Genomic DNA, 25,053 nt, shown 5'->3' with positions numbered 1-25,053 from the left:
ACGTATAAAGTGAAACTAAAAGGCCTGACTTCGATAGTCAGGCCTTGATTACCGCTTAACAGAAATGTCCAGCGTTACAGGACCATTTCGCATAGTGGCTTTTTGTTTACCAGAATCTTAACTCTCTACTTATCGCTCCATACTGCCATTTCATTACCACTTGGCTCTCTAAAATGGAAGCGTCGCCCGCCGGGAAAACTGAATATTTCACGGTTTATCTCTCCACCAGCATCCAACACCTCACGCTCGGTTTGCTCAAGATCTTCGCTATAGAAAACCATCAACGCCGCACCACTTTCAGCATTGGACGCTAGATCCGCTAAATAGAACCCACCCATTAAGCCTTTTCCTTCAAAAGCAGAATACTCAGGACCATAGTCTTCAAAGACCCAACTAAACACTTGGCTGAAAAACGCCTTAGTGGCGGCGATGTCTCGCGCTGCAAATTCAATGTAGTTAATTGAGCCGTGTTCCATAACTGATTCCTTCTGCTTTATGCCTTTTTCCTAATGATAATATCTTACGCCCTAATTAGAATAGGTAGCACGCTAATGATAATTGCTTACGCCCTAATTAGAATAGCTTCTGCCCTAATAATAATGAGTAGCGCGCTTGGAGATCTAATCTTAGACAATCACGTCAACTGACATCACTTTTTACGAACAACGGGGTAATCAGAACCATGTAGCTCTTGCACAAAGCCAGAACCATCGCCACTGTGCGTGATCCATACTTTCTCTTTCGCTCGCGTCATTGCCACGTAAAACAAACGACGCTCTTCCGCATAAGGGAACACATCCGAAGATTCAGTCAACGCGCCATCAATGTGCAATTGTTTCTTCTTCGCGGGGAACTGTCCTTCGTCAACGCAAAGAATAATCACGAAATCCGCTTCTTTACCCTTACTTGCGTGACAAGTCATAAAGCTGATATCAATTGAGGTATAGATCTTTTTCCAGTCTTCCAACAGATCTGGTTTGTGGTAATGATTTCGCCCAAGCAACATCACAGATTTATTCGCTTTACCTTTTGCTTGCCTGTTTATCTGATCGAGGATCTTCTCAACTTCTTTGCTTGGCGCACTATAAACCGACTTCTGTTTCTGTTGCTTGAAGCTGTTGAGCTCTTTTGGTAATTGAATCGGGTTTTCCTGCACAAAGCGATTGGCAACCGAACCTAACTGATTGTTAAATCGATAAGTCGTATCTAGATGATGAATTGTCGAGCTCTCAAAACGATCTTTAAAGCCCGTCGTAAGATCCACATCTGCACCCGCGAACTGGTAAATTGACTGCCAGTCATCACCTACGGCAAAAATAGAAGCTTGGTGCTGCGCTTTCGATTGATTACACAAGGCTTCAACCAAGGCTAAACGGTCTGGTGAGATATCTTGATATTCATCGATCATGATGAACTTCCAAGGCGGAATGAATTTCCCTTTCTCGACATACTGTGTCGCTCGGCTAATCATGATTGAGAAGTCGATATGATTCTGTTCTTTCAATTCCTTTTGCCAAGCAGATACACATGGCCAACACAGTGAAAGCTCGCTGTTGAGGCGCGTATAGTCTCGGTGATCAATCAGCTGTTGCTGTATTTCTTTTTTCGTTAAGCCCGACGCATTCAACTGTTCAAGCTGCTTTTCAAGCCAACCAATCAATTTGAGATTTGAAACATGACTACCTAGCTCATCATCACCGGTTAAATAAGCAATTGGCCATTTAGACAAGTGCTTTTGCCAACGTTTAAAGTTGGTCGGTGTCATCCAGTGCTTCTTCAACCAATCAATGCACCATGCTTGGCGTTGGTTGTCATCGAGCGCGAGCGGAGAAATAACCACGCGTTCGGGTTCAACTTGATTCAGTATCTTTAGACCCAACTGGTGGAAAGTACTGACTTGCACCTTCTCAGCTGATATGCCAATTTTGCTGTTAAGGCGCTGTTTCATCTCTTCCGCGGCTTCACGACCAAAGGCGAGCAGTAACAACTCTTCAGCTTGAGCTTGGTGGCTTTGCAATAAATACGCGACGCGAGCTGTGAGAACACTGGTTTTACCTGAGCCTGCGCCCGCTAAAATAAGGTTGTGATCATCATTCATCAAGACCGCATATTGCTGCGATAAGTTCAGTGGTGACGATTCACATTGAGCAAACAATACTTCCCAGTTTTGTCTTTCTGTCTCTAACCACTGTTGATTCCTCTCGGCTTGCTTAATTTCCGTTTCAGACAACCATGGCTGCATTCGCGCGATTCGGTTTGGCATGCGCTGCGCCGCTTCCTCTAAAGTCATCGTCATATTTTCCAGACCGACATTGACCATGTCGACCCAAGTTTTCACTTTAGAATGCGGTAGGAAAGCAGGAAGTTGCTCAAGACGTGTCAATTCAGCTTCCCATTGAGGAACGTGCTCTGCCAACTGTTCACATTGTCTGTCATGCCACTTCTGATAAGCAGCAACCGATGCGCGCGCAAATTGACGGCATTGTTCCCATGGAAGGCCTTGGACTAACCAGCTTCGCTGTTTGCCATCTTGTTGATTAGCAAAAAACTGCAACGATCCCCAAAACAATCCGCGCTTTATCGCGATCTTGCCACTCCAAATAGTGAAAGGGATACGTTCTTCACTGCCTACTGAAGATAACAGCAGGCGTGGGCCATCAAGCTCAACCTGATGATATTCATTTTGAATAAAAAACTGTGCAGTCTTATTAGCGCTTAGCTGCATTGGAGCGTGCTCTTTAATTGGGAATATTGAATTTATATCATGATGCAGTGAGAATTAATAATGTCTCACTGCTTATCGACGCTTTCATGACCACCTAGGGGCAATTATGGATAAGTATCAAATTCTTGTGCTTGATTTCTGTTAGGATTATGGTTTTAGTGTGTCAAGTGAGCGACTGTGGACTTCTCAGCAAAACTACGCCTTTATTGGGCGAATAAAACCATAAATTACAGCGTATTAATTCTCATCACTTTGCTCGGTGTTGTAGTACCTGCTTGGTATTATGGTCAAAACACACTTATCACACCATTAATTTTAGGGGTTATTGCTGCGGCTCTTGCTGAAAGTGATGACAGCTTTACCGGGCGGTTGAAAGCACTCACGCTAACCTTTATCTGTTTTGCCGTTGCAGCCTTCTCTATTGAGATTCTCTTCGACACCCCTTGGCTGTTCGCGATAGGGCTTTTCGTTTCAACCTTCTCTTTTATTATACTTGGGGCAATTGGCCCTAAATATGCCAGTATCGCATTTGGATCATTACTTGTGGCTATCTACGCCATGCTTGGGGCTCACGAGAGCACTAACCTTTGGTTTCAACCTCTACTACTGTTAACGGGTGCAGCTTGGTACTACTTCATGTCGATGATTTGGCAGGTCGTATGGCCAATGCAACCAGTGCAGCAAAACCTAGCAACAGTATTCGATCAAATCGGCAATTACATCGGTTCCAAAGCGGAGCTCTTCTATCCTGTATCAGATTTGATTCCCCAACCACATCGAATCATTGAAGCCAAACTGAACGCTAGCACTGTTAACGCGCTCAACATGTGTAAAGCGACGCTACTCAACCGATCTAAACGCGGACACATTGATGGTCCGAGCGATAGATTCCTAAACACCTATTTCATCGCACAAGACATTCATGAGCGCGTGAGCTCTACCCACTACCGCTATCAAGAACTGGCAAAGCACTTTGAGCGCTCAGACGTATTGTTTCGATTTAAGTATTTACTTGAAGCCCAAGCTACCGCTTGTAAAGAAGTGGCCGCTTCATTGAAAGTCGGGACGGAATACCAACATGGCGAAAAATCGGTTCTGGCACTTGATGAACTAATGTCTTCACTTAATCATCTGCATCAGCAGAAGAAATCAGAATGGAAACCATTGCTCAGCCAATTGGACTACTTATTTAATAACCTAGCTACCGTCGAAAAACAGCTATCCAATATCAGTAACCCAGATGCTGAAAAACTAGAAGAAGGCGTACTGGATGATACCAACCCTCATACTTTGACGGCGATGTGGCATAAGATCAAAGCCAACCTGAACACCGACTCGATGCTATTTCGCCACGCAATTCGTATGGCGGTCACATTGACGCTCGGCTACGGGATCATTCAAGGTTTTGACATAGAGCGTGGCTATTGGATTTTGCTGACGACACTGTTTGTATGCCAGCCAAACTACAGCGCAACCCGCCAAAAACTGACGGCTCGTGTCATTGGCACCGTCGCAGGTTTGCTAATTGGAGTACCGTTACTGACCTTTTTTCCATCTCAAGAGAGTCAGCTAGTATTCATTGTGGTCAGTGGCGTGATGTTCTTCGCTTTCCGCATCAATAACTACGGATTCGCGACCGCATTTATCACACTGCTTGTGCTCTTCTGCTTCAATCAATTAGGGGAAGGCTACGCAGTTGTATTGCCAAGATTAGCTGATACTTTCATTGGTAGTGCGCTTGCTGTTTTAGCGGTTATCTACATTCTACCAGACTGGCAATCAAAACGACTTCACAAGGTGATGGCAGATGCGCTTGATTCCAATAAAGATTATCTCGCTCAGATCATTGGCCAATACCGTATAGGCAAAAAAGACAGCCTTAGCTATCGTATTGCACGCCGCAGTGCACATAACAATGATGCAAACCTGACTGCCGCTATTAGTAGCATGCTGGTTGAGCCGGGTAAGTACCGTACGTCTGAAGATGAGAGCTTCCGATTCCTAACACTCAATCATGCACTACTCAGCTATATCTCTGCTCTGGGTGCTCATAGAACGCGTATCGATGACGAAGCAACACATAAACTGGTACTGGACGCACACAGAGTGATACACGAGCACCTCGACGCTCTCAACGACCAGTTGTTTTGTCATCAAGAACAATGCGAAGTGAAAAACGCTTACGACCCTGAACTTGATAAACGTTTGAGTGAGTGGCGAGAAGAGGATGAAAGCTCTGTGAGGATGGTCCTACAGCAGTTGCATTTGATCTATCGAATGCTTCCAGAACTGCACACCTTAGCTACCAAGTTTGCGGTTAAGGTAAAGATAGATAAGTCGTTTGAAACAGAAACTTCTTGATCAATAAACAAAATACTGTAAAAACAAAAAGATACCGTCAATCGCTCACCTTTTGATCATTAAATATATTTATGCATTGCTCTACCTCCCCCCCCCCATTTGGTAGAGCAATTGCTTACCTACCCTTGCAGTACAAGGGATGCGGGGATTTTCACATTGTAGAAATTCTCTGACTTTGATTGACCAAGCCATAACTTTGCCTAACATTTCTCGGACAAAAAACGACCACAGAAATTTATAGTTGTCTTAGTTTTAGGAAACTTCAAACTTCATTTAATATTCACTTAATCTTGTTTGATTTCCTGAATCAGTAGGCTATGCTCAATAGAGCATATGTATTTGAACTAAGGTCACATTATGAATACACAGCAATTTGAAGCATTTAAGGAGCAAATACAGCTTCTTAGCCCACAGCAATTGAAAGCACTTCAAGGTGAAATCGACGGCAACCTTGAAACGGATCAGCCTTCTCTGCTTACTGATGAAGAGTTAAACGCACTAAATGACCTGTTTAATTAGTAGACAGAGATCACTATTTTAGCCTAAGTTCACCTGTTCTCAGTAAATTGTACCCGTTCACCATTGCACTCAAAATATCGTCCGCCTAGACTCATTTCATACGTCAATAAAAGGTTCTGCTATGTCGATATCTGGTATTCAATCTGGTTACGCCATCATTCAGCAGTCAACCAATATGGCTGAAGAAGCCGCTATCGAGCTTAACCAAAACTCCAAACACTCTCTAAAATCCGACGACACTTTCCAAACTAGCGATTTGAGCTTCAATCAAATAGAACCTGAACAACCCATTTCGTTTAAAGAAAAAGAGCCTGAATCTGCTTCATCCTCTACTGAAGCGTTAATAAAACTGACACAAAGCGCAAATTACAATCGCATTGGCGCAAGTATCGTTGACCGTCAAAACGAAGCCATCGGCAGTCTTCTCGACATCCATATCTGATCTATACTCATACTGAGTGCTTGTTTCCTATGCCCTGAATCCATTTAATTCGATCACTTTTGATGCTTTTTGACTCTATAAGCACACAAACTGTAACTCATTATATCTGACGCTTGTTTCTGGTTTATTACTCGGTAGAATCAGCGCAAACTATCCTTGCAGCACAAACTTTACTTCGTACTACTTATGCCAAAACTAAATCTGCATCGCCGTGACTATGTTTCTATTTTAGGAGGCGACATCTCCGCAGACGAATTAGAAAAGAAGCTCCAGCCTCATTTTGAGAAGCCAGTGAATAAACTGACTCCGAGCCCTTATCTGACTGAAAAAAACCTTACACGTCGTTGGACTGCTCTCGATAATGCAGACTCGCAGCAAGAACTGCTCGACCCTCATACTCAAAGCCAAATTCAGGTTTATGAGAAAAACATTGAGCACTTTATTGGCACCGTTAAAGTCCCTGTTGGTATATCTGGCCCTTTAAGAGTCAATGGCCTGTTTGCTAAAGGCGATTACCTAGTACCGCTTGCAACAACAGAAGCGGCGCTTGTGGCGTCTTACAACCGTGGTTCAAAGCTGATCACAGCTTGTGGTGGCGCAAGTGCAATGTTGCTCAATGAAGGTGTCACACGCACCCCTGGGTTCGCATTCCAAGGGTTAGTTGAAGCAGGACAGTTTGTGGCATGGGCAGTGACCCAGTATGACCAATTTAAAACCTTAGCTGAATCAACAACGTCGCACGGCAAACTTACCGACATCAATATCAACATCGAAGGCAACCATGTTTACTTGGTGTTCGAATTTCTAACCGGAGATGCTTCTGGTCAGAATATGGTAACTATCGCAACCAACGCGGTATTTGAGTACATCATTGATCATACACCAGTGAAGCCCGATCACGCCTTCCTTGATGGCAACTTATCGGGCGACAAAAAAGCCAATACCCAGACCTTGCGCAGTGTCCGTGGTAAAAAAGTCACAGCCGAGGTCAATATCTCTGCTGAGCTTGTCGCTAAGTATCTCCACACCACACCACAGAAGATGGTGCAGTTCGGACAAATGACCACAGTCGGTGGCGCTCTAAGCGGTACGATTGGTATCAATGCTCATTATGCCAATGCACTTGCTGCACTCTACATTGCTTGCGGTCAAGACGCGGCGTGTGTTGCTGAGTCTGCGATTGGTATGACTCGTATGGAGCTCAACAAAGAAGGTGGTTTGTACGCGAGCGTAACGCTTCCTAACTTGATGTTAGGAACAGTCGGTGGCGGTACTGGCCTACCAAGCCAAAAAGCGTGTCTCGATTTACTAGGGCTACACGGCAATGGTAAATCACAAGCCTTAGCCGAAGTATGTGCTGCATTATGCTTGGCGGGTGAGCTATCGATTGTAGGCGCATTCTGTGCGGGTCACTTTTCGCGCGCTCATCACAAGTTAGCGCGCTAGTTTCTGTTATAAAACCTTAAACCGACCGTTGTCACGTATTGAGTGAATTGTGTATGGATTACTTACATTTATCGCGAGTGAGCCTTAAACACCTCACTGCGCTTCATATTATGCTGAACACCCACAGCGTCACTCAAACGTCAGAGCAACTCTTTGTCAGCCCTTCGAGTGTAAGTAAAACTCTGTCTCAGCTACGTGACATCCTTAATGACGAGCTTTTCTATCGAGACGGCACCAAGCTGATCCCGACTCCCTTTGCCCTGAAAATAGCGCCCACCGTTCACGCGATTCTTTCCAGCATGAATGGGCTACTTCACCAAAAGAGTTTTACTCCTCAAGATTACCAAGGCAGCTTTTCACTTTCGATGCGTGAAAGTACCTTCGAAGTGTTTGCCTCCAAGATCAGCAAAATCACCACTGAACTTGCACCAAAAGCCAAGCTTAATATCTATTCGAAACAGGAGCTTGGATTCGATGCTTTGCTCAGTGGTAAGGTCAACTTGATCTTGTTGCCCCATGATATATCCCAACCACCAACGGATAATAAAGAGTTGGTGTGGGAAACAATTCTTCCTGATGAAATGGTTTGTTTGATGGGCGCTCACCACCCTCTCGCTCAGCAAGAGCTAACGGTTGAAGGCTATTTAGATTACAAACACATTGGAATCTTAGATAACGAGCTGTCTAAGCCTTACTTTGAGCAAAACTTAGTGCAATGTCACAAGCCGAGAGATATGGCGATATCGGTAGCGGATTTTGGCGCAGCGGCGGTGCTTTGTCACAATACTCCTTTCCTGTTCACTTGTTCGAAACAGTGGGCTGAACACGCGAAACAAGCGCATGGATTAGTGAGTAAGCCACTTCCCTTCGATTACGGAAAAGTGGCGTACAGCTTAGTGTGGAACAAGCCAAACATGAATGATCAGGCGATCAAATGGCTGTGTGACCTGTTTTTAGAAGCCTAACTATTTCATTATAGATGACCGAGAATATTAGGTATAAACCTCTTGCGTATGCATAGGCCTTTGAACAATCGCGTAGAGCTTGTCGTGAAAACTCTGCATCTGTTGTTCTGTACATTTCGGCCACTCCAAAGCTTCACCAATTACCCCATGATGTTGAAACGCATTCAGCCGAATTCGAACATCACTTGGCAAGCCCTTCAAGTAGTAACCGACCAGCTCTACCTCGATATCGAGGTCACTTTTATTAGGGATATGCAGCAACCGGACTTCATGTAACTTATCTTTATCAGCTAAGTAGTTGATGGTTTCAAACACTCGATGGTTTCCTCTACCCACTAGCCATTGATGTGTTTCAGATTGCCATGATTTTAGGTCGATCATTGCACCATCAAGGTAAGGCAACACCTTATTCCACCCTTGTTGCGACAGTGAGCCATTACTATCAATAAAACATGTGAGATGAGCCAATTGCGGATCGCTTTTGATCGCTTGAAATAGTTCGATGACAAACGGCAATTGCATAGTCGCCTCACCACCCGAAACAGTAATACCGCTCAGGAAGAATTGATTATGCCTAACCAGTTCAAGCACCTCTGAGACCGTCATAGTGGTGATTTTTGGGCTCGACTTATGATCACAGGTATCGATGCACTGATCGCAGTTGGTACAAGCTACCGGATCCCACTTCACTTTGCCCTCAATAAGACTCAGAGCACTGCTCGGGCAGCCACTAACGCAATCTCCACAATGGTTGCAGTTGTTGATGGTGTGTGGGTTATGACAAGTGATGCAATCGAAATTGCAGCCCTGTAGGAACAGTACCAAACGATTTCCGGGGCCATCAACACAAGAAAAGGTCAGCACACGGCTGACCTTCGCTTGTTTTTCTGTCTTATTATTTTTAACCCTAGCCATTTGAGTTGTTAGATCAGAAATTTTCATAATTCACATTGTTCGCATTCGAAACGCATAACACACACATAACACACGCACGTTAAAGCTATTCGTATGTCGGTGACATCTCTAAGCTTGCCACACGTGGCTTACGCTCTAGGATACCAGTGTTTTTTGCAGCTTCAGCACCAAGGAAAGTGGTATTGGTGCGTGAACCTTGATCGTCGTATTTAGAAATATCAGACAGCTTGATCATGTAGCCAGTCACACGGACTAAGTCGTTCGATGCTACGTTAGCCGTGAACTCTCGGTAACCCGCTTGAATCGCTCCCTTACACAGGTTGAACATCGCTTCTGGGTTTGATTTCACCGTTTCGTCGATCGTCAGAATGTCACTGATGCCCGAGGTATAGAACTTATGGTGACCAGCCGTCGCACGTACGTAAGAAACTGGATCAGGTTCTGTTCCATAAGGAATACGCACACCAGGTGTCACATCTTCGTCTAAGCTAATACCACCTTGAGCATGCAACAAGGCTTTACCTTCTAGTCCATACTTCACTTCAGAGCTTTCAACGATCTCTGCCAGCTTTTCAGAGATACGATGTCCAAGCTGGTTGGCTTGTTCATCGTGACCATAGCGCCCTGATTTGCCTTCTTTCTCCATTAAGATGTTGACCGCTTCAGCCATGCCGTAAATGCCAAACATTGGCGCAAAACGGTCCTCTTCAATCAGGCCTTCTTTGGTTAAGAAACCCTCGAAAAAGTTTGATTCTTCATGTAAGAAACGGCTGCGCGCGTTCATTAACTCAACCATGATACTGCTGTAGTTAGGCAATACTTGCTGTAAGAAGTCTACGCTGTCCTCAGATTTCAGAGCCACTTGCTTCAGGTTCATACGTACTAGCGTGTTTGAACCACCCGCCAGAGGCAAAGAGTTGTAGCAACTCACAATGCCAAAACGCTTATCACCGTACGCAGCGGCGTGTGCAGGATAATTGGCAATATGCGGCTTGCTGCATTCACAAATGTTGCTCGCCGCATGACGAAGCAGATCATCAGGCGTGACGGCAGGGTCATACATAAAAGTTAAATTAGGTGCGATCTGCTTCAATTCAGCATCCACACGTAAAATGGTGCGGCATATAATATTGTCACTTGGGCCAATATTCACGTGCATAAAGGCATCTGGCAGTGTTCGATCCAGCATAATCCAGAACAGCTTCAGCTTTTGATATACCTGCACATCCGTCAAATCGCCAACAAAAGGCATCAACACATCGTCCAACTGACCTAAGTAAACCGGAATTGAAGTCACCGATGGAACGTGATGATAAAGGATGGTGAGCATGTTCAATGCTTCGTCGAAATTAGTTGCCGCGCTAAGCTCTAAATACTTTGAGCCTTGATGTAAGTATTTAGAATAATCAGGAAGCACATAGCGCGGCTTAAATGGAGCGTGTCCTTCAAACATGTCACACAGCACACCTTGTTGTAAGGCTTGCTCTACTTCATTGCTTACCGGCATATACGGCAGGCTGGCTTCGGCTTCTAAGGCAAGATAGCTCGACTTCTGTTTTGGGGACAGGCTGGCATCTGAAATGATATTGCTAAAGCGTTGTTGTTGCACTGAAAATGGTGAAGAAGTAGATGATGCAGATTGGTGGCTCATGATTAAACCCTTAATATTCTTATGGGCTTATTTTATATCTCACACTTACATTTCCACTAATGAAATGTATGCAATGCTACATTTCCAAAATAGAAAACACCATTTGTAACTTGGTAATTTGTGAATAGACAGCTTGTAAATTGGCTATTTGCAAATTAACGATGGTTGTTTATCGATGATTGTCGTTGGGAAAGCGATAAATGAACGGTAGAGCAAAATTTATGGTGGGAAGGGAAAGAGTAAGCAGAAAAGATTAGACCCCTTGATTGAACCGTTTAGTTTAAAACGCAAGTGCGTATAAATAGAAAACCCACATAACGGATCCAAAGATCGTTGATGTGGGTTTAGTCAATTAAGCGTGAGTGCGGTTATCTGATCAGTTATCTATACGTCAACTGCAGATACGTCAACTACAGACAAGTGAACTATAGATGAGGAACCACTTGTTTACGGCCTACACCCATCAGTACCTTCAAAGTACCTTGTGGGGTGTCGATTGAAAACGGTGTTGAGACTTCAACAATCGAAAAACCTGCTGCGCTCAATACATTCTGGGAGCGCTGTTCGCTGACCCCAAAATCTTCGCTGTCGTTTTCTAAGTACCAATCCCAGTGCACAAAAACCCCATCGTTTTCTAACAGAGTATAAATAAGGCTGACCGTGTCTTGTAGGTTCGGAATAAAGCCACATACCGAAGAGGCTACCACTAAGTCAAACTGATTTCTGAATGCTGGGTGTTGGGCTGCAAGTCCGCGAGATAAGATATCAACGACAGGCTCTACATTAGACAGCTCTTTTTTATCTAACTCTTCAATCATCCCTTCTGAGATATCGAGAGCGATGATCTCTTTTGCAAAAGGAGATATTTTCTGGCTGAGTAATCCTGTACCACAACCAAAATCAAGGACACGGGTTCCGTTCAAATCAACGAGCTGTGTTAACTGGTCAAATGCGGACTGTGCGAATACAGCAGTAGCGGGATCGTTATCCCAATCAGGTGCGTACTCGTCCCATTGTTTCGCCATCATGGCCTCCATCTTTACTTCTTGTAGGTTCGGAACACCCCCAGAATAAACCAAATTAGTCAATTCGTCATAGAGTTATCATGCAAAGATGGACTATTTCTAAGATAGTCAGCACAATATTCAGATAATATGCACCGCCACCCGCTCAATATGGAAATGAAATGAACCTTTCTCAAGTCCAAGCCTTTTGTTCTGTTGCTGATTTAGGATCCGTCTCTGAAGCTGCGCGACAGCTAGAATGCAACCGAACCAAACTGAGCATGTCGATCAAAGCCTTGGAAAAAGAGTTAGATGTCGAACTGTTTGTTCGCAGCGGCAACCACGTAGAGCTTTCTGAAGCAGGCAAAGCTATCTACAAAGATTGCGAAGGTATGTTGGTAACGGCAGCACGCATTAAGCAAACCTGCTTACATGTTTCAGGTGAATTCAACGCAGAGATTTGGATCGCACGCGATGACTCCCTACCCGACGAAATGTGGCAAAGTTTATCGCACGCCCTGAACAACAAATACCCTTCCACTTCTTTCAACTTCGTTCTCGCTTCTAGCGGCGACTTGGCTAATCTTGTCGAAACTCAGCAAGTTGATTTTGCGTTTGGTGTTGATTACGAGCGTGTAGACGACCCAAGAATTATCTACAACCCACTCGGCAAGATCCGAATGATGTCGGTATGTAAGAAAGGACATGATTTAAGTGCGATGCGAAGAGTGTCGGATGAAGTACTAAGAAATTCGATGCAAGCGACGATGGTTTATCTTAATGAAAAAGATAACCCTGAGCTTGAGCCCTTCTCTCGCCGATACATCGGCTTCTCTAGCTTCGACTTTATGTTGGATACGATTCTACGAGAAGATGCATGGGGCGTAATGCCAGAGCCATTGATACGCCATTTATTGCGCGAACAGGAACTGGCGGTGATCAAACACACTTATGGCTTGACTCAAGAAGACTACTGTATGTTTACCGCGGCAGGTATGGCAGAACACCCAGGTATGAATTGGTTAGCGGATCAGATCAGCGATTACTTGTTTGATTTTTAAAGTGTCAGATAATGTTCTATCTCGATACTTAAAATCATCTAACAAATAGAAAACTCTCCTTTAGAAGACCATCACGTGATCCACTAAATAACGTCCGTCTTCTTCAACCAGCACCATTTCTGCCACAAACTCGCCTTTCGCAATGGTATACGCTTGTTTCCAAACAAAGGCGATGGAATCGGAGCGTCTGAATAGCGCAACGGGTTCACGTTCAGCAAAAAAGCCGTTGCTGTGTTGATAGTGATGACACACCTTTGCCAAATATTCAGGCGTCACAATATCCTTCATGCGCTGCGTAAAGTCTCGGCAGTGCTGAGCATGGTCAACCTTGGTTGAGCCGTCCATCAAGTTGTCCATTATCGGGTTAGCAATCGCCCATAATTCGCTATCATTGAGATCATCAAATTTCATCTTCATCCACTCCTTTTCAAGTTCAACTCAGCTTTACGCTCAAGGTTCAAACCCAAGTTTAAGGTATAAGGTTTCAGTGCGATTTCTGCAACCTTAACAGCCTGACCCTTTACACAGCGAGCCTATGAGACCTTCACAACCTATGTATTTTACTAATCATAAACCATTTAACGTCAGTTTCACATTTCCTAAAAAACAGTCATCGTCAACTTTACTGACACCAGATTCTATCATTAAGCAATTGAATAGTAATAACTTTAATATAAAACGGGTTGCCGACATATAAACGTCATCAGATAAAGTTTGTAAAGCTAGCTCAATATTAGAACAATGAAGTTATCAAAAACATCTGGAAAATATTATGTGTGACAGGAAAAGCCAAAACGAAAACCGAGTACTATTGTTCTCAGCCCTTTTAGCATCAGGCTTCGCAATTGGCGGATTGGTGTTGGGTCTTCTCGTTGGCTCTCTAGTCATAGTATTTGACGGTGTCTATTCTCTGATCAGCTTACTGTTAACTTTATTGTCACTAGCTGCTTCGAAATACATTAATCGACCATCAGACAGGGAGTTCCCATTCGGTCGAGCAATCATTGAGCCAATCGTAATCGCGATTAAAGCAATTGTGATTCTGCTTGTGGTCGGTTATTCGCTTTACTCCGCGATTGGTGCTCTGATGACAGGCGGTCGTGAAGTCGATGCCTCTATCGCAACTCTGTTTGGTATTTTCAACGTATTAGGTTGTGGTTACGCTTGGTGGTACATCGCCAACAAGAGCAAACGTATTTCTTCAGGTTTGATTCAAGCTGAGTCTAAACAGTGGCAGATGGATACGCTTTTGAGTGTGGCAGTTACGGCAGGTTTCGTTGTTGCTTGGTTGGTGGCTTACTCTCCATTTGCTGAATACGCGGTATATGCCGACCCAATGATGATGTTGCTGATGTCTTTCTACTTCATCAAAGTGCCGCTTGACATGTTACGTGAAGCAATGCGCGAACTGCTGATGATGTCGGCAACCAAAGACATTTGTGACGCGGTAGATAAGAATGTTGTCGCGGTAGACAAAGATGCGGATCAAGATTTGGAACTAATGGGTGTGACTAAGGTTGGCCCGGAGCTAAGAATCAATGTTGATATTCATACTAACGACCAAGATGCGATTACGGTTGATGATATTGAACGAACACGCCATCAATTAAAGCGACGCTTATCTAAAATGCCTTATGAGCTTCAATTGAATTTAAATATTACGGCTTAATGATCTGGTCCCTAGTAACCTTTATACATCACTTTTATATTATAAGTTTTACTTTCAAATTTGTTCGCCCCTTCGTACAATACGAGATTATCTTATTTTAGTGATCGTGACATGACCCCTTCTAAGCACTTTAATTATTTTTTAAGTGAAAAAATGAACGACATAGTTGAAGCTCCTAATGAAGCAAGTATTCTTACGATTGAGGCTAAAATAAGAGAGTTTGCCTCTGAAAATGACCTACCAATCCCAAGCGCCGTTGATTATTTTTGTACAGGATCACGGTTATTAAAATTGGGGCAAGTACATCAAGCCTTTGAACATCTAACTGAAGCACTACATCGAAGTGAAATATCCAATATTCACGACATTAAATTCTGCATAGAATACTCTATTGGCGTTGCTCTCATACGATTAGGCTATTATTCAAAAGCCATTATTTCTCTCACTAAAGCAAGTGCATCAAAAGCCGTTAACAATGAACGCCTCCTAACTCGAATATATAATAATTTAGGTTACATTTTTTTAGAAACCCAAGATTATTCAAAAGCTCAGTACTATTGCAAGCTCGCATGGGAAATAGAAAAAAATTCTCTTCAAGCTTCATCGAGATCAATATTAAGTAATCTTGCTATCATTGATTCAACGCTAGGTAATAAAGCCGAGGCCGAAAGAAAATTCACTTTATGTCGAGAACTACTCAATAAACACCCTAGTCTTATTGGTACTTACTTTTACCACAGTTGCTATGCAGAACACCTTCAATCTATCAACCAGATTGATGAAGCACTCTCTTCTTTTAAGACTGCAATTGAAATCTGTGAATTACTGGGCGACAATTTTTACTTAATCGAAACTTTAAAAAATTACTGTTCATGTGCAATAGAGCATGAAAGAAACGATATCCTTGAGCCATATTTAAGCCGTGCTATATCTTTAGGAAACAAATATGGCAGCGCTACATCACTGCAAAAACTCGCCTCATCACTATTTAATTTTAGTCGCCAAGAAGCAACGGAAGCCCAACAATCTAAGATAGTTGAGAAGGCCTTTGAACTTCAGTCAATAGCATTCCAGAACCTTTCCGAGAGTAATAACGAAGCCGTTTTTCAATTGTATCAACTGTACTCAGAACGCCCCGCATTAGAGAAAGCACACTCTTTCACAACAGATTTAGATTTAATTACTTCATTTGGTGAGTATTTAAGTTCACATTCAAACCTCACCGATATGATGCAACGCCTTCACGAAGATCTGAAAAAGGTGATGCCAGTTGAGTCTCTTGGGCTAGCTTTGTATAACGAAGACACACAACAACTGACCTATGAAATTTATTTAGACCTTGGTGTTACACTCGAACCTTTCACTGTCGACTGTACAAAACAAGCGACATTAAGTGCATATTGCATTAATAACAGAATACCTTTCTGTCATGGTGCATTTACAAAAGCAGCACTGAACAAACTATTAAATAAACCACTCGGTGAACACGCTTTAACAGGTGTAACTAAAGAAGACTACTCGTCTGTTATCATGCTGCCGCTCATTCTTGAGGGTAAGCGCCTTGGTGTTCTTACCGTCCAATCCATTGAGCCCAACGCATACCAAGAACATCACTTATCTTTAATGAAACATTTGGGTTCTTATTTATCCATTGATCTTCAAAATAAGCAGCAAAAGAAACAACTTGAAGAACAAAAAATGACGCTCAAAACACTGATGAATTTAGATCCGCTCAGTCAATTATTTAACCGTTTAACCTTGGCAGAATCCATCACACAGTGGCGTGATACTGTAGAAATAGAACAACCCTACGCGTTACTATTAATTGATATTGACTACTATAAACAATTCAATGATTGCTACGGTCATGTGAAAGGGGATGAGGTTTTGGTTACCATATCAAAACAGCTTAAACATCATTTTTCAGCAGAATCTTTTAAGGTATTCCGATTTGGCGGTGATGAGTTTTTAGTTTTATGTACCGGTGAAACAAAAAACGCGTTGCTAGCAAAAACTTCTCAGCTCTTATCCGGTGTGCATGATTTAAATATCAGCCACAAGAAGTCTAAATGCAGTGATCGCTTAACTCTTTCGGTTGGTGGAGCGATATTCACACACTTTGATATTTTAAATCTAACCAATGAAGAGCTGATCCAAAAAACAGATAAAACACTCTACAAAGTAAAAGACCAAGGAAGAAATGGAATATTGATTGAAGGCTAAACCTAACTATCAAGTTTAGTCTTCTGAGAGGCTAGTAACTTTGAATTATTTAACTAACACGTTTTTAGAAGCCGACACCTTAATCGTCGGCTTTTTGTCTCTGGTTACCCACCAGCATGCGAGTGACCCAATCGTCACCATACATACGCCCTGCCAAAACGTAATAGTAAGAGTTAGCCCTAAAATCAGAGAAGAGAGCACAGTTGCAAAGATTGGAGTGAAGTACGACATGGTAGCAAGAAAGACCATGTTGCCACCTAGAATCGCCGTGTTCCAAAGTGCATAGCCAGCCCCCATACAAGCGCCAGCTAGTGCTAAATCAACCGCCGCACTCGTTGTCATCACCATGCTGGTTTCATCACTCAATGCGTATTTGATCCACAGAGTGACCGCAGTAGCGATAAAGAAAAGCACAATCGCATTCTGCCCTTTAGCGACACGCTGGGTATAGTTGCAGTAAACAGCCCAAATAATCGCACCGAAAAACGCCATCGAATAGGTTTTAGGGTTAGTCGCGATATTTGCCGCAATCTGTTCGACAGAGAGGCCTTGGTCGCCACTGATACTCCAAGCGACACCAAAAAACGCCAAAAAGATACTTGGGTACACCAGCCAATTTATCTTTTTATCGCTGAGTAATACTGCAAACAATACCGTCAGTGCAGGCCAAAGGTAGTTGATAACCGCCATCTCTAAGGCTTGATGTCGGCTGTTTGCCATTCCTAAAGCCAGAGCCAAGAAGATTTCGTAGCAAACGAATAAGGCACCACCGATCATCAAATACGATTTAGAGAAGCGCGACAGCTTAGGTAACCCCATAACACAGACCAACAGCAGTGAGCTCACCGTATAAAGACTGGCTGCGCCACCAATTGGGCCCAGTTGTTCTGAAACACTACGAGACAATGCAATTAAGCAGCTCCAAAGTAAAATGGCAGCAATACCGTAGCAGCTATGGCGATGAGATTTCAGCACGCCTCTTCCTTCTTTTTATTGTAATTGGGTAATCAAAGTGAGCTTAAAGCAAAGATAGGCTTCAGCACCACTATCGATAAGTTGCAGTAAGTAAAAATAAGTAGCCGAGCACATAACTGTACTCGGCTATCAATCATTCACTCAAAAATCTAAAAGCAATTAGCAATTAGCAATTATGCCAACAAAAGGGCTTGCAGGTCAGCCAGAGATTTAACCTGATAATGAGGGTTAATTCCTGCTGGCGTTGCTTTCTCTTGGCTGTTCAACCAACAGGTCTCAATACCAAAATCCAAGCCACCTAAAATATCAGAGTGTGGGTTATCCCCGACCATCAATACTCTTTGCTTTGATGGCAATCCAATCAGCTTGTGCGCATGCTCAAAAATTTCCGCGTCTGGTTTAGCGACACCGACTTCCTCAGAAATGATCACATGGTCAAAGTAGTCTGTCATTCCTGTTCGTTCCAAACGGATTGACTGCAGCTCTGTGAAACCATTGGTGATGATGCCCATGTTCACTTTGCCTTTTAACGACTCCATCAACTCTTTTGCACCAGGAAGCAGAGAACAAATGTCTGCCATTGCGGCTAAAAACGCACTGTTTAGTGCTGCCGTTGTTGTCTCTAACTTTGTTGCCCAGCTTTCAAAACGCGCGTGCTTCAGTTGTGCCGCCGTAATACGGCCATCTTGGTAATCGACCCATAACGGCAAATTAACCTCTTGATAAACTGAATAATCCTGTTCGCTAAAGTCCACGCCAAAACGGGAGAACATCAGCTTCATTCCTTGAAAAGCATCAAAGTGGAACAAGGTTTCATCTGCATCAAAGAATATCCAATCGTACTTCATTTTATGTCCTATTATTCGCGCGGTTGAGCTGTGCTTGTATTTATTTTCTCGTTGCCTCAAAGGCCAGATGTGCATTCTACTATCAATTTTGTGAGCCTGAATATAGTTCTAATAATTTATAGAAAACAAGCAACAAGTCATGATGTATCGCAAATTTTGCCACATATTAAACCAATACCATACTAGGGCGTGTCGACCTTTCGTGGTTAAGTTTTGTTCGAGATAAAAGCGTTTTAATCGCGGCGAGGGGAAGTAGCCTAGTCATTCTAAGTAAATTTCCCTCAACAAAGAGTAAAACGCTTTTAGCCGAACCCTTCGGGCAGCGTTTGCTGGTCATTTCTACTACGTTAACGGCTTCTCATGTAGGCTAGCTACACATCAAAGCCTCTGCCTTGTATAAATACCCAGCAACTCGCTGCAAAAATCAGCTCGAAAAATCAACACGCCCTAAAAATACACTTAAGTACCGGGAGGTACCATGAAGCACTTCTTACCGTCATCCGTCATGCTCACCCCATTCCTTGTTAAGTATTATGATGAAGAACCAGAAGACACCTTAGATACCTTAGATACCGATGAGTCTCAACAACCACAAATAGAAGCTAACGATGACTCACGAAAACCATCGACACAAACTGAACTTGAACCGATTTTGAGTGAATAGCCTTTACTTTTCATAGTCATGGATCGCCATTCTGTTCTTAAATCAATCAATAGTTCTCTTTCCATTACTGACAATAAACACATAAGAAAACCATAAAAACGATTGCTATATGAGCGCCATCACAACAGCTAGCCATAAAGTGGTAGTTCGAAATCAAAGTTGTTCCAGATCAATGGTCGACCACTTGATTGCCGACAACATGTAGGAAATTAAAAAATCATAATTAACGGAGTTTTCCAATGTCTACTGCATTTTACATCCCTACAATCAACTTCATGGGTACTGGCTGTTTGAAAGATGCTGCTGATAGCATTCAGTCCCAAGGCTTCAAAAAAGGTCTAATCGTTACTGATAAGATCCTGAATCAAATTGGCGTAGTTAAGCAGGTACAAGACCTTCTTAGCCAGCGCGGCGTAGACGCCGTTGTATTCGACGGCACTCAACCAAACCCAACCATCACTAACGTGAACGATGGTCTAGAATTGCTGACTGACAACGATTGTGACTTTGTTGTTTCTCTAGGTGGCGGTTCTCCACACGACTGTGCAAAAGGCATCGCTCTGGTTGCTTCTAACGGCGGCAAGATTGCAGATTACGAAGGCGTAGACCAATCTGAAAAGCCAATGATGCCATTGATTGCTATCAACACCACGGCTGGTACGGCATCTGAAATGACACGTTTCTGTATCATTACTGACGAAGCTCGTCACATTAAAATGGCTATCGTTGATAAGCACACAACACCGCTTATCTCAGTAAACGACCCTGAATTAATGCTAGCTAAACCTGCCTCATTAACTGCTGCAACTGGCATGGATGCATTAACGCACGCAATCGAAGCTTACGTTTCTATCGCAGCAACGCCAATTACCGACGCTGTAGCGATTAAAGCAATCGAACTTGTGCAAGCACATCTAAGAACAGCAGTATCGCACGGCGAAGACATTGAAGCTCGCGAGCAAATGGCTTACGCACAGTTCATGGCGGGTATGGCATTCAACAACGCTTCTCTTGGCTATGTTCACGCAATGGCGCACCAACTGGGCGGTTTCTACGACCTTCCACACGGTGTATGTAACGCTATCTTGCTTCCACACGTTCAACGCTACAACGCGCAAGTTTGTCCTGAGCGTCTACGTGATGTTGCAAAAGCAATGGGTGTGAATGTTGAAGGTATGACAGCAGAGCAAGGCGCAGAAGCAGCTATCAATGCGATTGTTCAACTAGCAAACGACGTGAACATCCCAACGGGTATTGCTCAACTTGGTGCTAAATTGGAAGACATCCCGACTCTGTCTGACAACGCACTAAAAGATGCTTGTGGTTTCACTAACCCTAAACAAGCAACTCATGAAGAAATCTCAGCGATCTTCGAAGCGGCTATGTAATCTAGATACAAGTTATTCGAGCTAGAAACACGCGGCTCTTGCTAAAAACAAATAGCTAACACAAACGGGTTCACCTTCTGGCCCGTTTTCTTTTATCTGTCTGCCCCTTTCAATTCTTTATCTTCACACAAGCTAAGAGCGACGAATCACTAGCTACTCACCACTAAAAAGTCGCATTGTTGCGTTCGCTTAGTTATAGTCAAACTATGAATATATAGAATGACATATAGGTTCCATTGAGTCGTTGGAAAGTTAACACCTCATTATTGGCGTCACTCTTCGCCTACTCCGCTCAGGCAGAGGAACGAAATGAGTGCCACAGTCAGCCTTTAGAAGACGCCCCTGTCGAAAACGCCTACCACTTCCTCAACAGTAAATTTTGCCAACCCGCTCTGTGGTTTGACAGCTTTTTTGTTGATGATCGCATTACCGAAGATGCTCGAGCGGGCACCTCTGTCCGTTGGTATAACGATTTTATTTACTCAGAAGGTGGTGACGTCGACTACTCAACAAAACTCAATGCACGCTTACATCTTCCCTTTGCGAGTAAGCGCCTAAAATTAATCTACGAATCTGTCAGCGATGAAGAGTTCTTTGATTTCTTTCCACAAGATTCGGAAGAATTGGAGAGTGCACTTGGTCTGCGTTACGACGCGTATGCCAAAGGCTATAGCAGTTTCAATATTAAAGCGACACTGCGCCCGCGGATTGAAGCTCGCTACCGATTTACCTACCCTCTCACCACCGATGCTGTATTCAGACTGACTCAACGTGTGTATCAAGAAAAGCAAGAAACTGGCGAGATCACCGATATCGATTTTGATCTTTCTTTGAGTGATGACTTCTTAGCACGATGGTCGAACTTTGCAGGTTATAACGACGACCTTAAAGGCTGGGACTACGGTACAGGGCTAACTTTGTATCACTACCTTTCTCAAGACCAAGCTCTGCAATACAGCGCCACAATCACAGCAACCAGCGAACCGTATAACCACTACGAATATTCACAGGTGTCGATAACCTACCGAGAAAACATTTGGAAAGAGTGGCTATTCTACGAACTGATTCCGCGCTATCAATGGGAACGAAATCCCTATGAGAAACATACCGAAGAAGCCAACATCACTCTTCGACTTGAAGTTCTGTTCAACAATGTTTAATTAAACAATATCTAGCTAAATAATATCTAGTTAAACAGTGTCTAGCCCACTAGCGTCTAGTTAGTGTTTGTGAGATGCGGGCATAGTGAGATAGGAACCGAGGCACAAAAAAAGCACATCATGTGATGTGCTTTTTCAGTTCTAACTAAGGCTTAAGCTGTAGCCTTAACCTTTGTAGTTTCTTACTCGTGCCGCTTCTGCTTCACGCTTGTCGACAACCGTTTTGCCGATTGGCGCCAATGAGATAACCGCTAGCTTAAGATGCTGAATCGCAAACGGAATACCAATGATAGTAATGAAACACGCCACTGCTGACATGATGTGACCAATCGCCAACCAGATTCCTGCAAATAAGAACCAAATGATGTTACCAATCATACCTAGTGGGCTGGTACCGATGTCTGTTTCATTCGTCAATTCATCACGTGAAATCGCTTCTTGACCGAATGGGAAGAATGAAAAATTACCCATTACAAAACACGCTCTACCCCATGGGATACCAACGATGGTGAGGAATGCGAGCAGTCCGAAGAACCACCAAGCCAGTCCCATAAATACGCCACCAAACAGAAACCAAATGATGTTTCCTATTGTTCTCATGTTGTCTTCTCCAAATCTTTGAATGCTGTTAATTTCATATGCCGAATAAGGCAATACTTGTTCTAATAGGTTCATTATTATTGAGTCTTTATGAACCTTTTATGAATCACTTACATTTAATGTGATTGATACACACCACGAAACGCCAAATCCGCATAGGGCTCATCGATTTTATTTGATACCATGCTCTTAGATTTTAGTACCACGAAGCTAAACAGCTACAACAACTAATGAAGGCCGAATTTATGAACAACACTGAGCAACCTAAAAAGAAAATGAAAAACTGGGTGCCAATCGTCTTCTTCGGACTTCTCAGCACGGTGCCTGTATTCATGTTTTTGGTCGACGTATACATCAATCAGTATATGTAACCAACCCTGTTGTCCTAGCTGAATAAATGGATACTGGACCTCTTTCCTATATCCATTTCAGTTCGAATTAAATCAGTTCCTCTGCAATAAAATCCAGTACATCGATCAACTCATGATCTGGCAACTTTAATAAGTTATCACCAACATACCACTCAATCTTACATTGGTTTGGCAACTCGCAAAACGCTGGGTTTCCTATCCAAACCTTGTGCTTATTAGCTATATTGTCGCGCAGGATGATGCCATCCTCAAAACTCACGGGTAAATAGAGGTGAAGCATGTTTACCTGGGGTTGCTGCGGATTCACTTTGAACTGCGGGTAATCTTGTAAGATTTGATAGATCTGCTTTGTTCGCTCAAACAGTGATGGCATCAAAGCTAATCGCTCATCAAACTGCATTGCTGCCGAAACCACGTAAGGCGTGCGATGATAAACATTTCCGCCCTGACGCTTCATCCATGCCGATGCTTTTGCTACGAAAGCCTTGTCACCTAATAGGAGTGACCCCCCAAGACCGTTTAATCCTTTGTACAGCGAAACATAAGCCGTATCGAACCCCTTAGCAATCTCGCTATATGGCTTTTGATAATACGCGCCGCACTCCCACAAACGAGCACCATCCATATGCAGATGAATCGATTGTTCTTTGCAGTACTGTTTGATGGCTTCAAGCTCTTCCCATTCAGGTAATTGACCGCCAATTTCACGCATAGGCAGTTCATACAAAGCAGCGGCAATCTCATCAGGCCACGCCTTTAAGTCATCAACATTCCAAGTGCGAAATACGTTGCCAACAGGCAGTACGTTGAAGCGGTTTTGGAGCTGATACCCTTGGCGTTCATGACGTATAATATGACTCGACTCATGCATCGCCACCACAGGATTTCTTTTCTCTTGGCACGCAATTTCCAATGCTGTTGGTTGGTTCATGGTTCCGGTAATCACAAACACAGCGGCTTCATAACCAAGCAGCTCTGCAACCTTGTTCTCAAAGCTCTCGATAAACTCACCATCACCATAGCTATCATGGCTCACATTATGTGTTTCACACCATTCAGCCATCTGAGCGAATGTTTGTGCTGGAGTCGGTTCTAAGTGACCAGAAAGCAACAAATCACATTGTTGACGCAAGTCCATGCTCATAGTTTTTTCCTTTATTCATTGTTGTTCTATGTAGGGTTATTGAATTATTTACGTACCCCGCCAAAGGTGGCATAAAATGCCCATATTCGCTTTTACTATTCGTGAATAATAAGTTTTACTCAGTCATCAGCACCTTGTGTCGGAAATACTCAAATTGATTGATGCTTTATATAATTAAGCACCGAAAAACACACGCATCTAAATAGAGAAGTATGGGCTAATTCGTTGTTGTTCAACCATTCTTCTATTATTGTATATCTATAATTCCAATAAATATTATTCGTTAATGGACAAAGAGGGCTATATGTCGAAAAATCGAGTCTTGGTGCTATTCGCCCACCCTTCTCAGCATCGCTCTGAAGCTAATAAACCCTTATTTGAGCAAGCCAAGCGTATTGAAGGCGTCACCTGTGTCGACCTTTATGCTGAATACCCGACCTTCAAGATCAATATCGATCGTGAACAGAAACGCCTGTTGGACCATGACATTATCATTTTTCAATTCCCACTATATTGGTACTCAACACCCGCGATTCTTAAAGAGTGGCAAGACCTTGTTCTAGAATACGGATTTGCCTACGGCACCGACGGTAATGAACTGCAAGGTAAAAGCTTGTTATGCAGTATCACCGCTGGCGGCAAGAAAGATGCTTATCAAACTGATGGCTATAACCATTTCACCATACGAGAGCTGCTTCACCCAATCGAACAAACCGCTTCTTTGTGCGGCATGAACTACTTGGCCCCATTGGCTTTGTTTGGTTCACGTACTGCGTTGGAAGAAAATCGAATTCAAGATCACGTAAATAGCTATAAAGTGCTTTTAGAAGCTTTTGTTGCTGGCGAAGTCGACCTTAAAAAAGCAAGCAAGGCTGACAAGCTAAATCACTACGTTGATGAAATGATGAGCAGAGGTTAGATC

General features: G+C 43.2%; 23 protein-coding genes. 13 read left to right on the top strand and 10 right to left on the bottom strand.

Going from position 1 to position 25,053, the window contains the following annotated elements:
* Nucleotides 1-125: 125 nt before the first annotated feature.
* Together Q5H80_RS16570 and helD are read right to left on the bottom strand one after the other, a co-directional pair.
* Nucleotides 126-476, bottom strand: a complete 351-nt coding sequence (locus Q5H80_RS16570; protein WP_304570508.1) for a VOC family protein — start codon at nt 474-476, stop codon at nt 126-128.
* A 173-nt stretch (nt 477-649) separates the two neighbouring features.
* A complete protein-coding gene (helD, locus tag Q5H80_RS16565) occupies nt 650-2,725 on the bottom strand; it encodes a DNA helicase IV (RefSeq protein WP_304570507.1) in 2,076 nt (691 codons plus the stop codon).
* Nucleotides 2,726-2,902: 177 nt separating this feature from the next.
* Between helD and yccS the strand changes: the two genes are divergently transcribed.
* From yccS to Q5H80_RS16540, 5 genes are all read left to right on the top strand, one after another.
* A complete protein-coding gene (gene yccS, locus Q5H80_RS16560; RefSeq protein WP_304570506.1) occupies nt 2,903-5,086 on the top strand; it encodes a YccS family putative transporter in 2,184 nt (727 codons plus the stop codon).
* Between the two features lie 357 nt (nt 5,087-5,443).
* Complete coding sequence (locus Q5H80_RS16555; protein WP_304570505.1) at nt 5,444-5,605, top strand: hypothetical protein; 162 nt, start codon at nt 5,444-5,446, stop codon at nt 5,603-5,605.
* A 121-nt stretch (nt 5,606-5,726) separates the two neighbouring features.
* Complete coding sequence (locus Q5H80_RS16550) at nt 5,727-6,047, top strand: hypothetical protein (RefSeq protein WP_304570504.1); 321 nt, start codon at nt 5,727-5,729, stop codon at nt 6,045-6,047.
* Nucleotides 6,048-6,233: 186 nt separating this feature from the next.
* Entirely contained in the window at nt 6,234-7,493 is a 1,260-nt protein-coding gene (locus Q5H80_RS16545; protein ID WP_304570503.1) for a hydroxymethylglutaryl-CoA reductase, read from the top strand.
* 53 nt (nt 7,494-7,546) lie between these two features.
* Nucleotides 7,547-8,458, top strand: coding sequence for a LysR family transcriptional regulator (locus Q5H80_RS16540; RefSeq protein WP_304570501.1), 912 nt, complete (start codon nt 7,547-7,549; stop codon nt 8,456-8,458).
* A 27-nt stretch (nt 8,459-8,485) separates the two neighbouring features.
* On the opposite strand, the gene Q5H80_RS16535 is transcribed toward Q5H80_RS16540, so the two are convergent.
* The 3 genes from Q5H80_RS16535 to Q5H80_RS16525 form a co-directional block, all read right to left on the bottom strand.
* Entirely contained in the window at nt 8,486-9,400 is a 915-nt protein-coding gene (locus Q5H80_RS16535) for a YjjW family glycine radical enzyme activase (RefSeq protein ID WP_304570500.1), read from the bottom strand.
* 58 nt (nt 9,401-9,458) lie between these two features.
* Nucleotides 9,459-11,024, bottom strand: coding sequence for a YjjI family glycine radical enzyme (locus Q5H80_RS16530; protein ID WP_304570499.1), 1,566 nt, complete (start codon nt 11,022-11,024; stop codon nt 9,459-9,461).
* A gap of 425 nt (nt 11,025-11,449) precedes the next feature.
* Nucleotides 11,450-12,049 carry a class I SAM-dependent methyltransferase gene (locus tag Q5H80_RS16525; protein WP_009845582.1) on the bottom strand — a complete coding sequence of 200 codons (600 nt, stop codon included), beginning with the start codon at nt 12,047-12,049 and terminating at the stop codon, nt 11,450-11,452.
* A 161-nt stretch (nt 12,050-12,210) separates the two neighbouring features.
* Here Q5H80_RS16525 and Q5H80_RS16520 point away from each other — a divergent pair, with 161 nt between their 5' ends.
* A complete protein-coding gene (locus Q5H80_RS16520; RefSeq protein WP_009845583.1) occupies nt 12,211-13,089 on the top strand; it encodes a LysR family transcriptional regulator in 879 nt (292 codons plus the stop codon).
* 60 nt (nt 13,090-13,149) lie between these two features.
* Here the strand turns inward: Q5H80_RS16520 and Q5H80_RS16515 are convergent, their stop codons facing one another.
* Entirely contained in the window at nt 13,150-13,500 is a 351-nt protein-coding gene (locus tag Q5H80_RS16515) for a hypothetical protein (protein WP_114635501.1), read from the bottom strand.
* 361 nt (nt 13,501-13,861) lie between these two features.
* Between Q5H80_RS16515 and Q5H80_RS16510 the strand changes: the two genes are divergently transcribed.
* Both Q5H80_RS16510 and Q5H80_RS16505 read left to right on the top strand, forming a co-directional pair.
* The gene (locus tag Q5H80_RS16510) at nt 13,862-14,758 is read left to right on the top strand and encodes a cation diffusion facilitator family transporter (protein ID WP_304570498.1); all 897 of its coding nucleotides are present in this window, start codon (nt 13,862-13,864) and stop codon (nt 14,756-14,758) included.
* 111 nt (nt 14,759-14,869) lie between these two features.
* Nucleotides 14,870-16,981 carry a diguanylate cyclase gene (locus tag Q5H80_RS16505; protein ID WP_304570497.1) on the top strand — a complete coding sequence of 704 codons (2,112 nt, stop codon included), beginning with the start codon at nt 14,870-14,872 and terminating at the stop codon, nt 16,979-16,981.
* Nucleotides 16,982-17,026: 45 nt separating this feature from the next.
* Here the strand turns inward: Q5H80_RS16505 and yddG are convergent, their stop codons facing one another.
* On the bottom strand, nt 17,027-17,956 hold the full coding sequence (gene yddG, locus Q5H80_RS16500; protein WP_304570496.1) for an aromatic amino acid DMT transporter YddG: 930 nt from the start codon (nt 17,954-17,956) through the stop codon (nt 17,027-17,029).
* 173 nt (nt 17,957-18,129) lie between these two features.
* Nucleotides 18,130-18,804, bottom strand: a complete 675-nt coding sequence (gene yjjG, locus Q5H80_RS16495; protein WP_017098476.1) for a pyrimidine 5'-nucleotidase — start codon at nt 18,802-18,804, stop codon at nt 18,130-18,132.
* 478 nt (nt 18,805-19,282) lie between these two features.
* Between yjjG and Q5H80_RS16490 the strand changes: the two genes are divergently transcribed.
* The 3 genes from Q5H80_RS16490 (at nt 19,283) to Q5H80_RS16480 (ending at nt 22,016) form a co-directional block, all read left to right on the top strand.
* Nucleotides 19,283-19,468, top strand: coding sequence for a hypothetical protein (locus tag Q5H80_RS16490; RefSeq protein ID WP_304570495.1), 186 nt, complete (start codon nt 19,283-19,285; stop codon nt 19,466-19,468).
* 239 nt (nt 19,469-19,707) lie between these two features.
* On the top strand, nt 19,708-20,856 hold the full coding sequence (gene yiaY / locus Q5H80_RS16485) for an L-threonine dehydrogenase (RefSeq protein WP_172379209.1): 1,149 nt from the start codon (nt 19,708-19,710) through the stop codon (nt 20,854-20,856).
* A gap of 236 nt (nt 20,857-21,092) precedes the next feature.
* Nucleotides 21,093-22,016, top strand: coding sequence for a hypothetical protein (locus Q5H80_RS16480; RefSeq protein ID WP_304570494.1), 924 nt, complete (start codon nt 21,093-21,095; stop codon nt 22,014-22,016).
* A 165-nt stretch (nt 22,017-22,181) separates the two neighbouring features.
* On the opposite strand, the gene Q5H80_RS16475 is transcribed toward Q5H80_RS16480, so the two are convergent.
* Nucleotides 22,182-22,616, bottom strand: coding sequence for a YccF domain-containing protein (locus Q5H80_RS16475; protein WP_017075771.1), 435 nt, complete (start codon nt 22,614-22,616; stop codon nt 22,182-22,184).
* A 245-nt stretch (nt 22,617-22,861) separates the two neighbouring features.
* On the opposite strand from Q5H80_RS16475, the gene Q5H80_RS16470 reads away from it, so the two are divergent.
* The gene (locus Q5H80_RS16470) at nt 22,862-22,987 is read left to right on the top strand and encodes a hypothetical protein (RefSeq protein ID WP_017060906.1); all 126 of its coding nucleotides are present in this window, start codon (nt 22,862-22,864) and stop codon (nt 22,985-22,987) included.
* Between the two features lie 67 nt (nt 22,988-23,054).
* On the opposite strand, the gene Q5H80_RS16465 is transcribed toward Q5H80_RS16470, so the two are convergent.
* On the bottom strand, nt 23,055-24,131 hold the full coding sequence (locus Q5H80_RS16465) for a low specificity L-threonine aldolase (RefSeq protein WP_304570493.1): 1,077 nt from the start codon (nt 24,129-24,131) through the stop codon (nt 23,055-23,057).
* A 304-nt stretch (nt 24,132-24,435) separates the two neighbouring features.
* Here Q5H80_RS16465 and Q5H80_RS16460 point away from each other — a divergent pair, with 304 nt between their 5' ends.
* A complete protein-coding gene (locus tag Q5H80_RS16460) occupies nt 24,436-25,050 on the top strand; it encodes an NAD(P)H-dependent oxidoreductase (RefSeq protein ID WP_304570492.1) in 615 nt (204 codons plus the stop codon).
* Nucleotides 25,051-25,053 lie beyond the last annotated feature (3 nt).

The sequence above is a fragment of the Vibrio sp. SNU_ST1 genome, assembly GCF_030563405.1.
Taxonomy (GTDB): domain Bacteria; phylum Pseudomonadota; class Gammaproteobacteria; order Enterobacterales; family Vibrionaceae; genus Vibrio.
The sequence above is the reverse complement of the archived record's forward strand: the minus strand, read 5'-3'. Positions and strand labels throughout refer to the sequence as shown.

Bases quoted from the DNA above. Each gene is read 5' to 3' on its own strand.
- Q5H80_RS16470 (WP_017060906.1), top strand. From the start codon at position 22,862: ATGAACAACACTGAGCAACCTAAAAAGAAAATGAAAAACTGGGTGCCA.
- Q5H80_RS16550 (WP_304570504.1), top strand. From the start codon at position 5,727: ATGTCGATATCTGGTATTCAATCTGGTTACGCCATCATTCAGCAGTCA.
- Q5H80_RS16525 (WP_009845582.1), bottom strand. From the start codon at position 12,049: ATGGCGAAACAATGGGACGAGTACGCACCTGATTGGGATAACGATCCC.
- Q5H80_RS16460 (WP_304570492.1), top strand. From the start codon at position 24,436: ATGTCGAAAAATCGAGTCTTGGTGCTATTCGCCCACCCTTCTCAGCAT.
- Q5H80_RS16515 (WP_114635501.1), bottom strand. From the start codon at position 13,500: ATGAAATTTGATGATCTCAATGATAGCGAATTATGGGCGATTGCTAAC.
- Q5H80_RS16520 (WP_009845583.1), top strand. From the start codon at position 12,211: ATGAACCTTTCTCAAGTCCAAGCCTTTTGTTCTGTTGCTGATTTAGGA.
- helD (WP_304570507.1), bottom strand. From the start codon at position 2,725: ATGCAGCTAAGCGCTAATAAGACTGCACAGTTTTTTATTCAAAATGAA.
- Q5H80_RS16510 (WP_304570498.1), top strand. From the start codon at position 13,862: ATGTGTGACAGGAAAAGCCAAAACGAAAACCGAGTACTATTGTTCTCA.
- Q5H80_RS16555 (WP_304570505.1), top strand. From the start codon at position 5,444: ATGAATACACAGCAATTTGAAGCATTTAAGGAGCAAATACAGCTTCTT.
- Q5H80_RS16465 (WP_304570493.1), bottom strand. From the start codon at position 24,131: ATGAGCATGGACTTGCGTCAACAATGTGATTTGTTGCTTTCTGGTCAC.
- Q5H80_RS16505 (WP_304570497.1), top strand. From the start codon at position 14,870: ATGACCCCTTCTAAGCACTTTAATTATTTTTTAAGTGAAAAAATGAAC.
- Q5H80_RS16530 (WP_304570499.1), bottom strand. From the start codon at position 11,024: ATGAGCCACCAATCTGCATCATCTACTTCTTCACCATTTTCAGTGCAA.
- Q5H80_RS16535 (WP_304570500.1), bottom strand. From the start codon at position 9,400: ATGAAAATTTCTGATCTAACAACTCAAATGGCTAGGGTTAAAAATAAT.
- Q5H80_RS16545 (WP_304570503.1), top strand. From the start codon at position 6,234: ATGCCAAAACTAAATCTGCATCGCCGTGACTATGTTTCTATTTTAGGA.
- Q5H80_RS16475 (WP_017075771.1), bottom strand. From the start codon at position 22,616: ATGAGAACAATAGGAAACATCATTTGGTTTCTGTTTGGTGGCGTATTT.
- Q5H80_RS16490 (WP_304570495.1), top strand. From the start codon at position 19,283: ATGAAGCACTTCTTACCGTCATCCGTCATGCTCACCCCATTCCTTGTT.
- Q5H80_RS16570 (WP_304570508.1), bottom strand. From the start codon at position 476: ATGGAACACGGCTCAATTAACTACATTGAATTTGCAGCGCGAGACATC.
- Q5H80_RS16540 (WP_304570501.1), top strand. From the start codon at position 7,547: ATGGATTACTTACATTTATCGCGAGTGAGCCTTAAACACCTCACTGCG.
- yiaY (WP_172379209.1), top strand. From the start codon at position 19,708: ATGTCTACTGCATTTTACATCCCTACAATCAACTTCATGGGTACTGGC.
- yjjG (WP_017098476.1), bottom strand. From the start codon at position 18,804: ATGAAGTACGATTGGATATTCTTTGATGCAGATGAAACCTTGTTCCAC.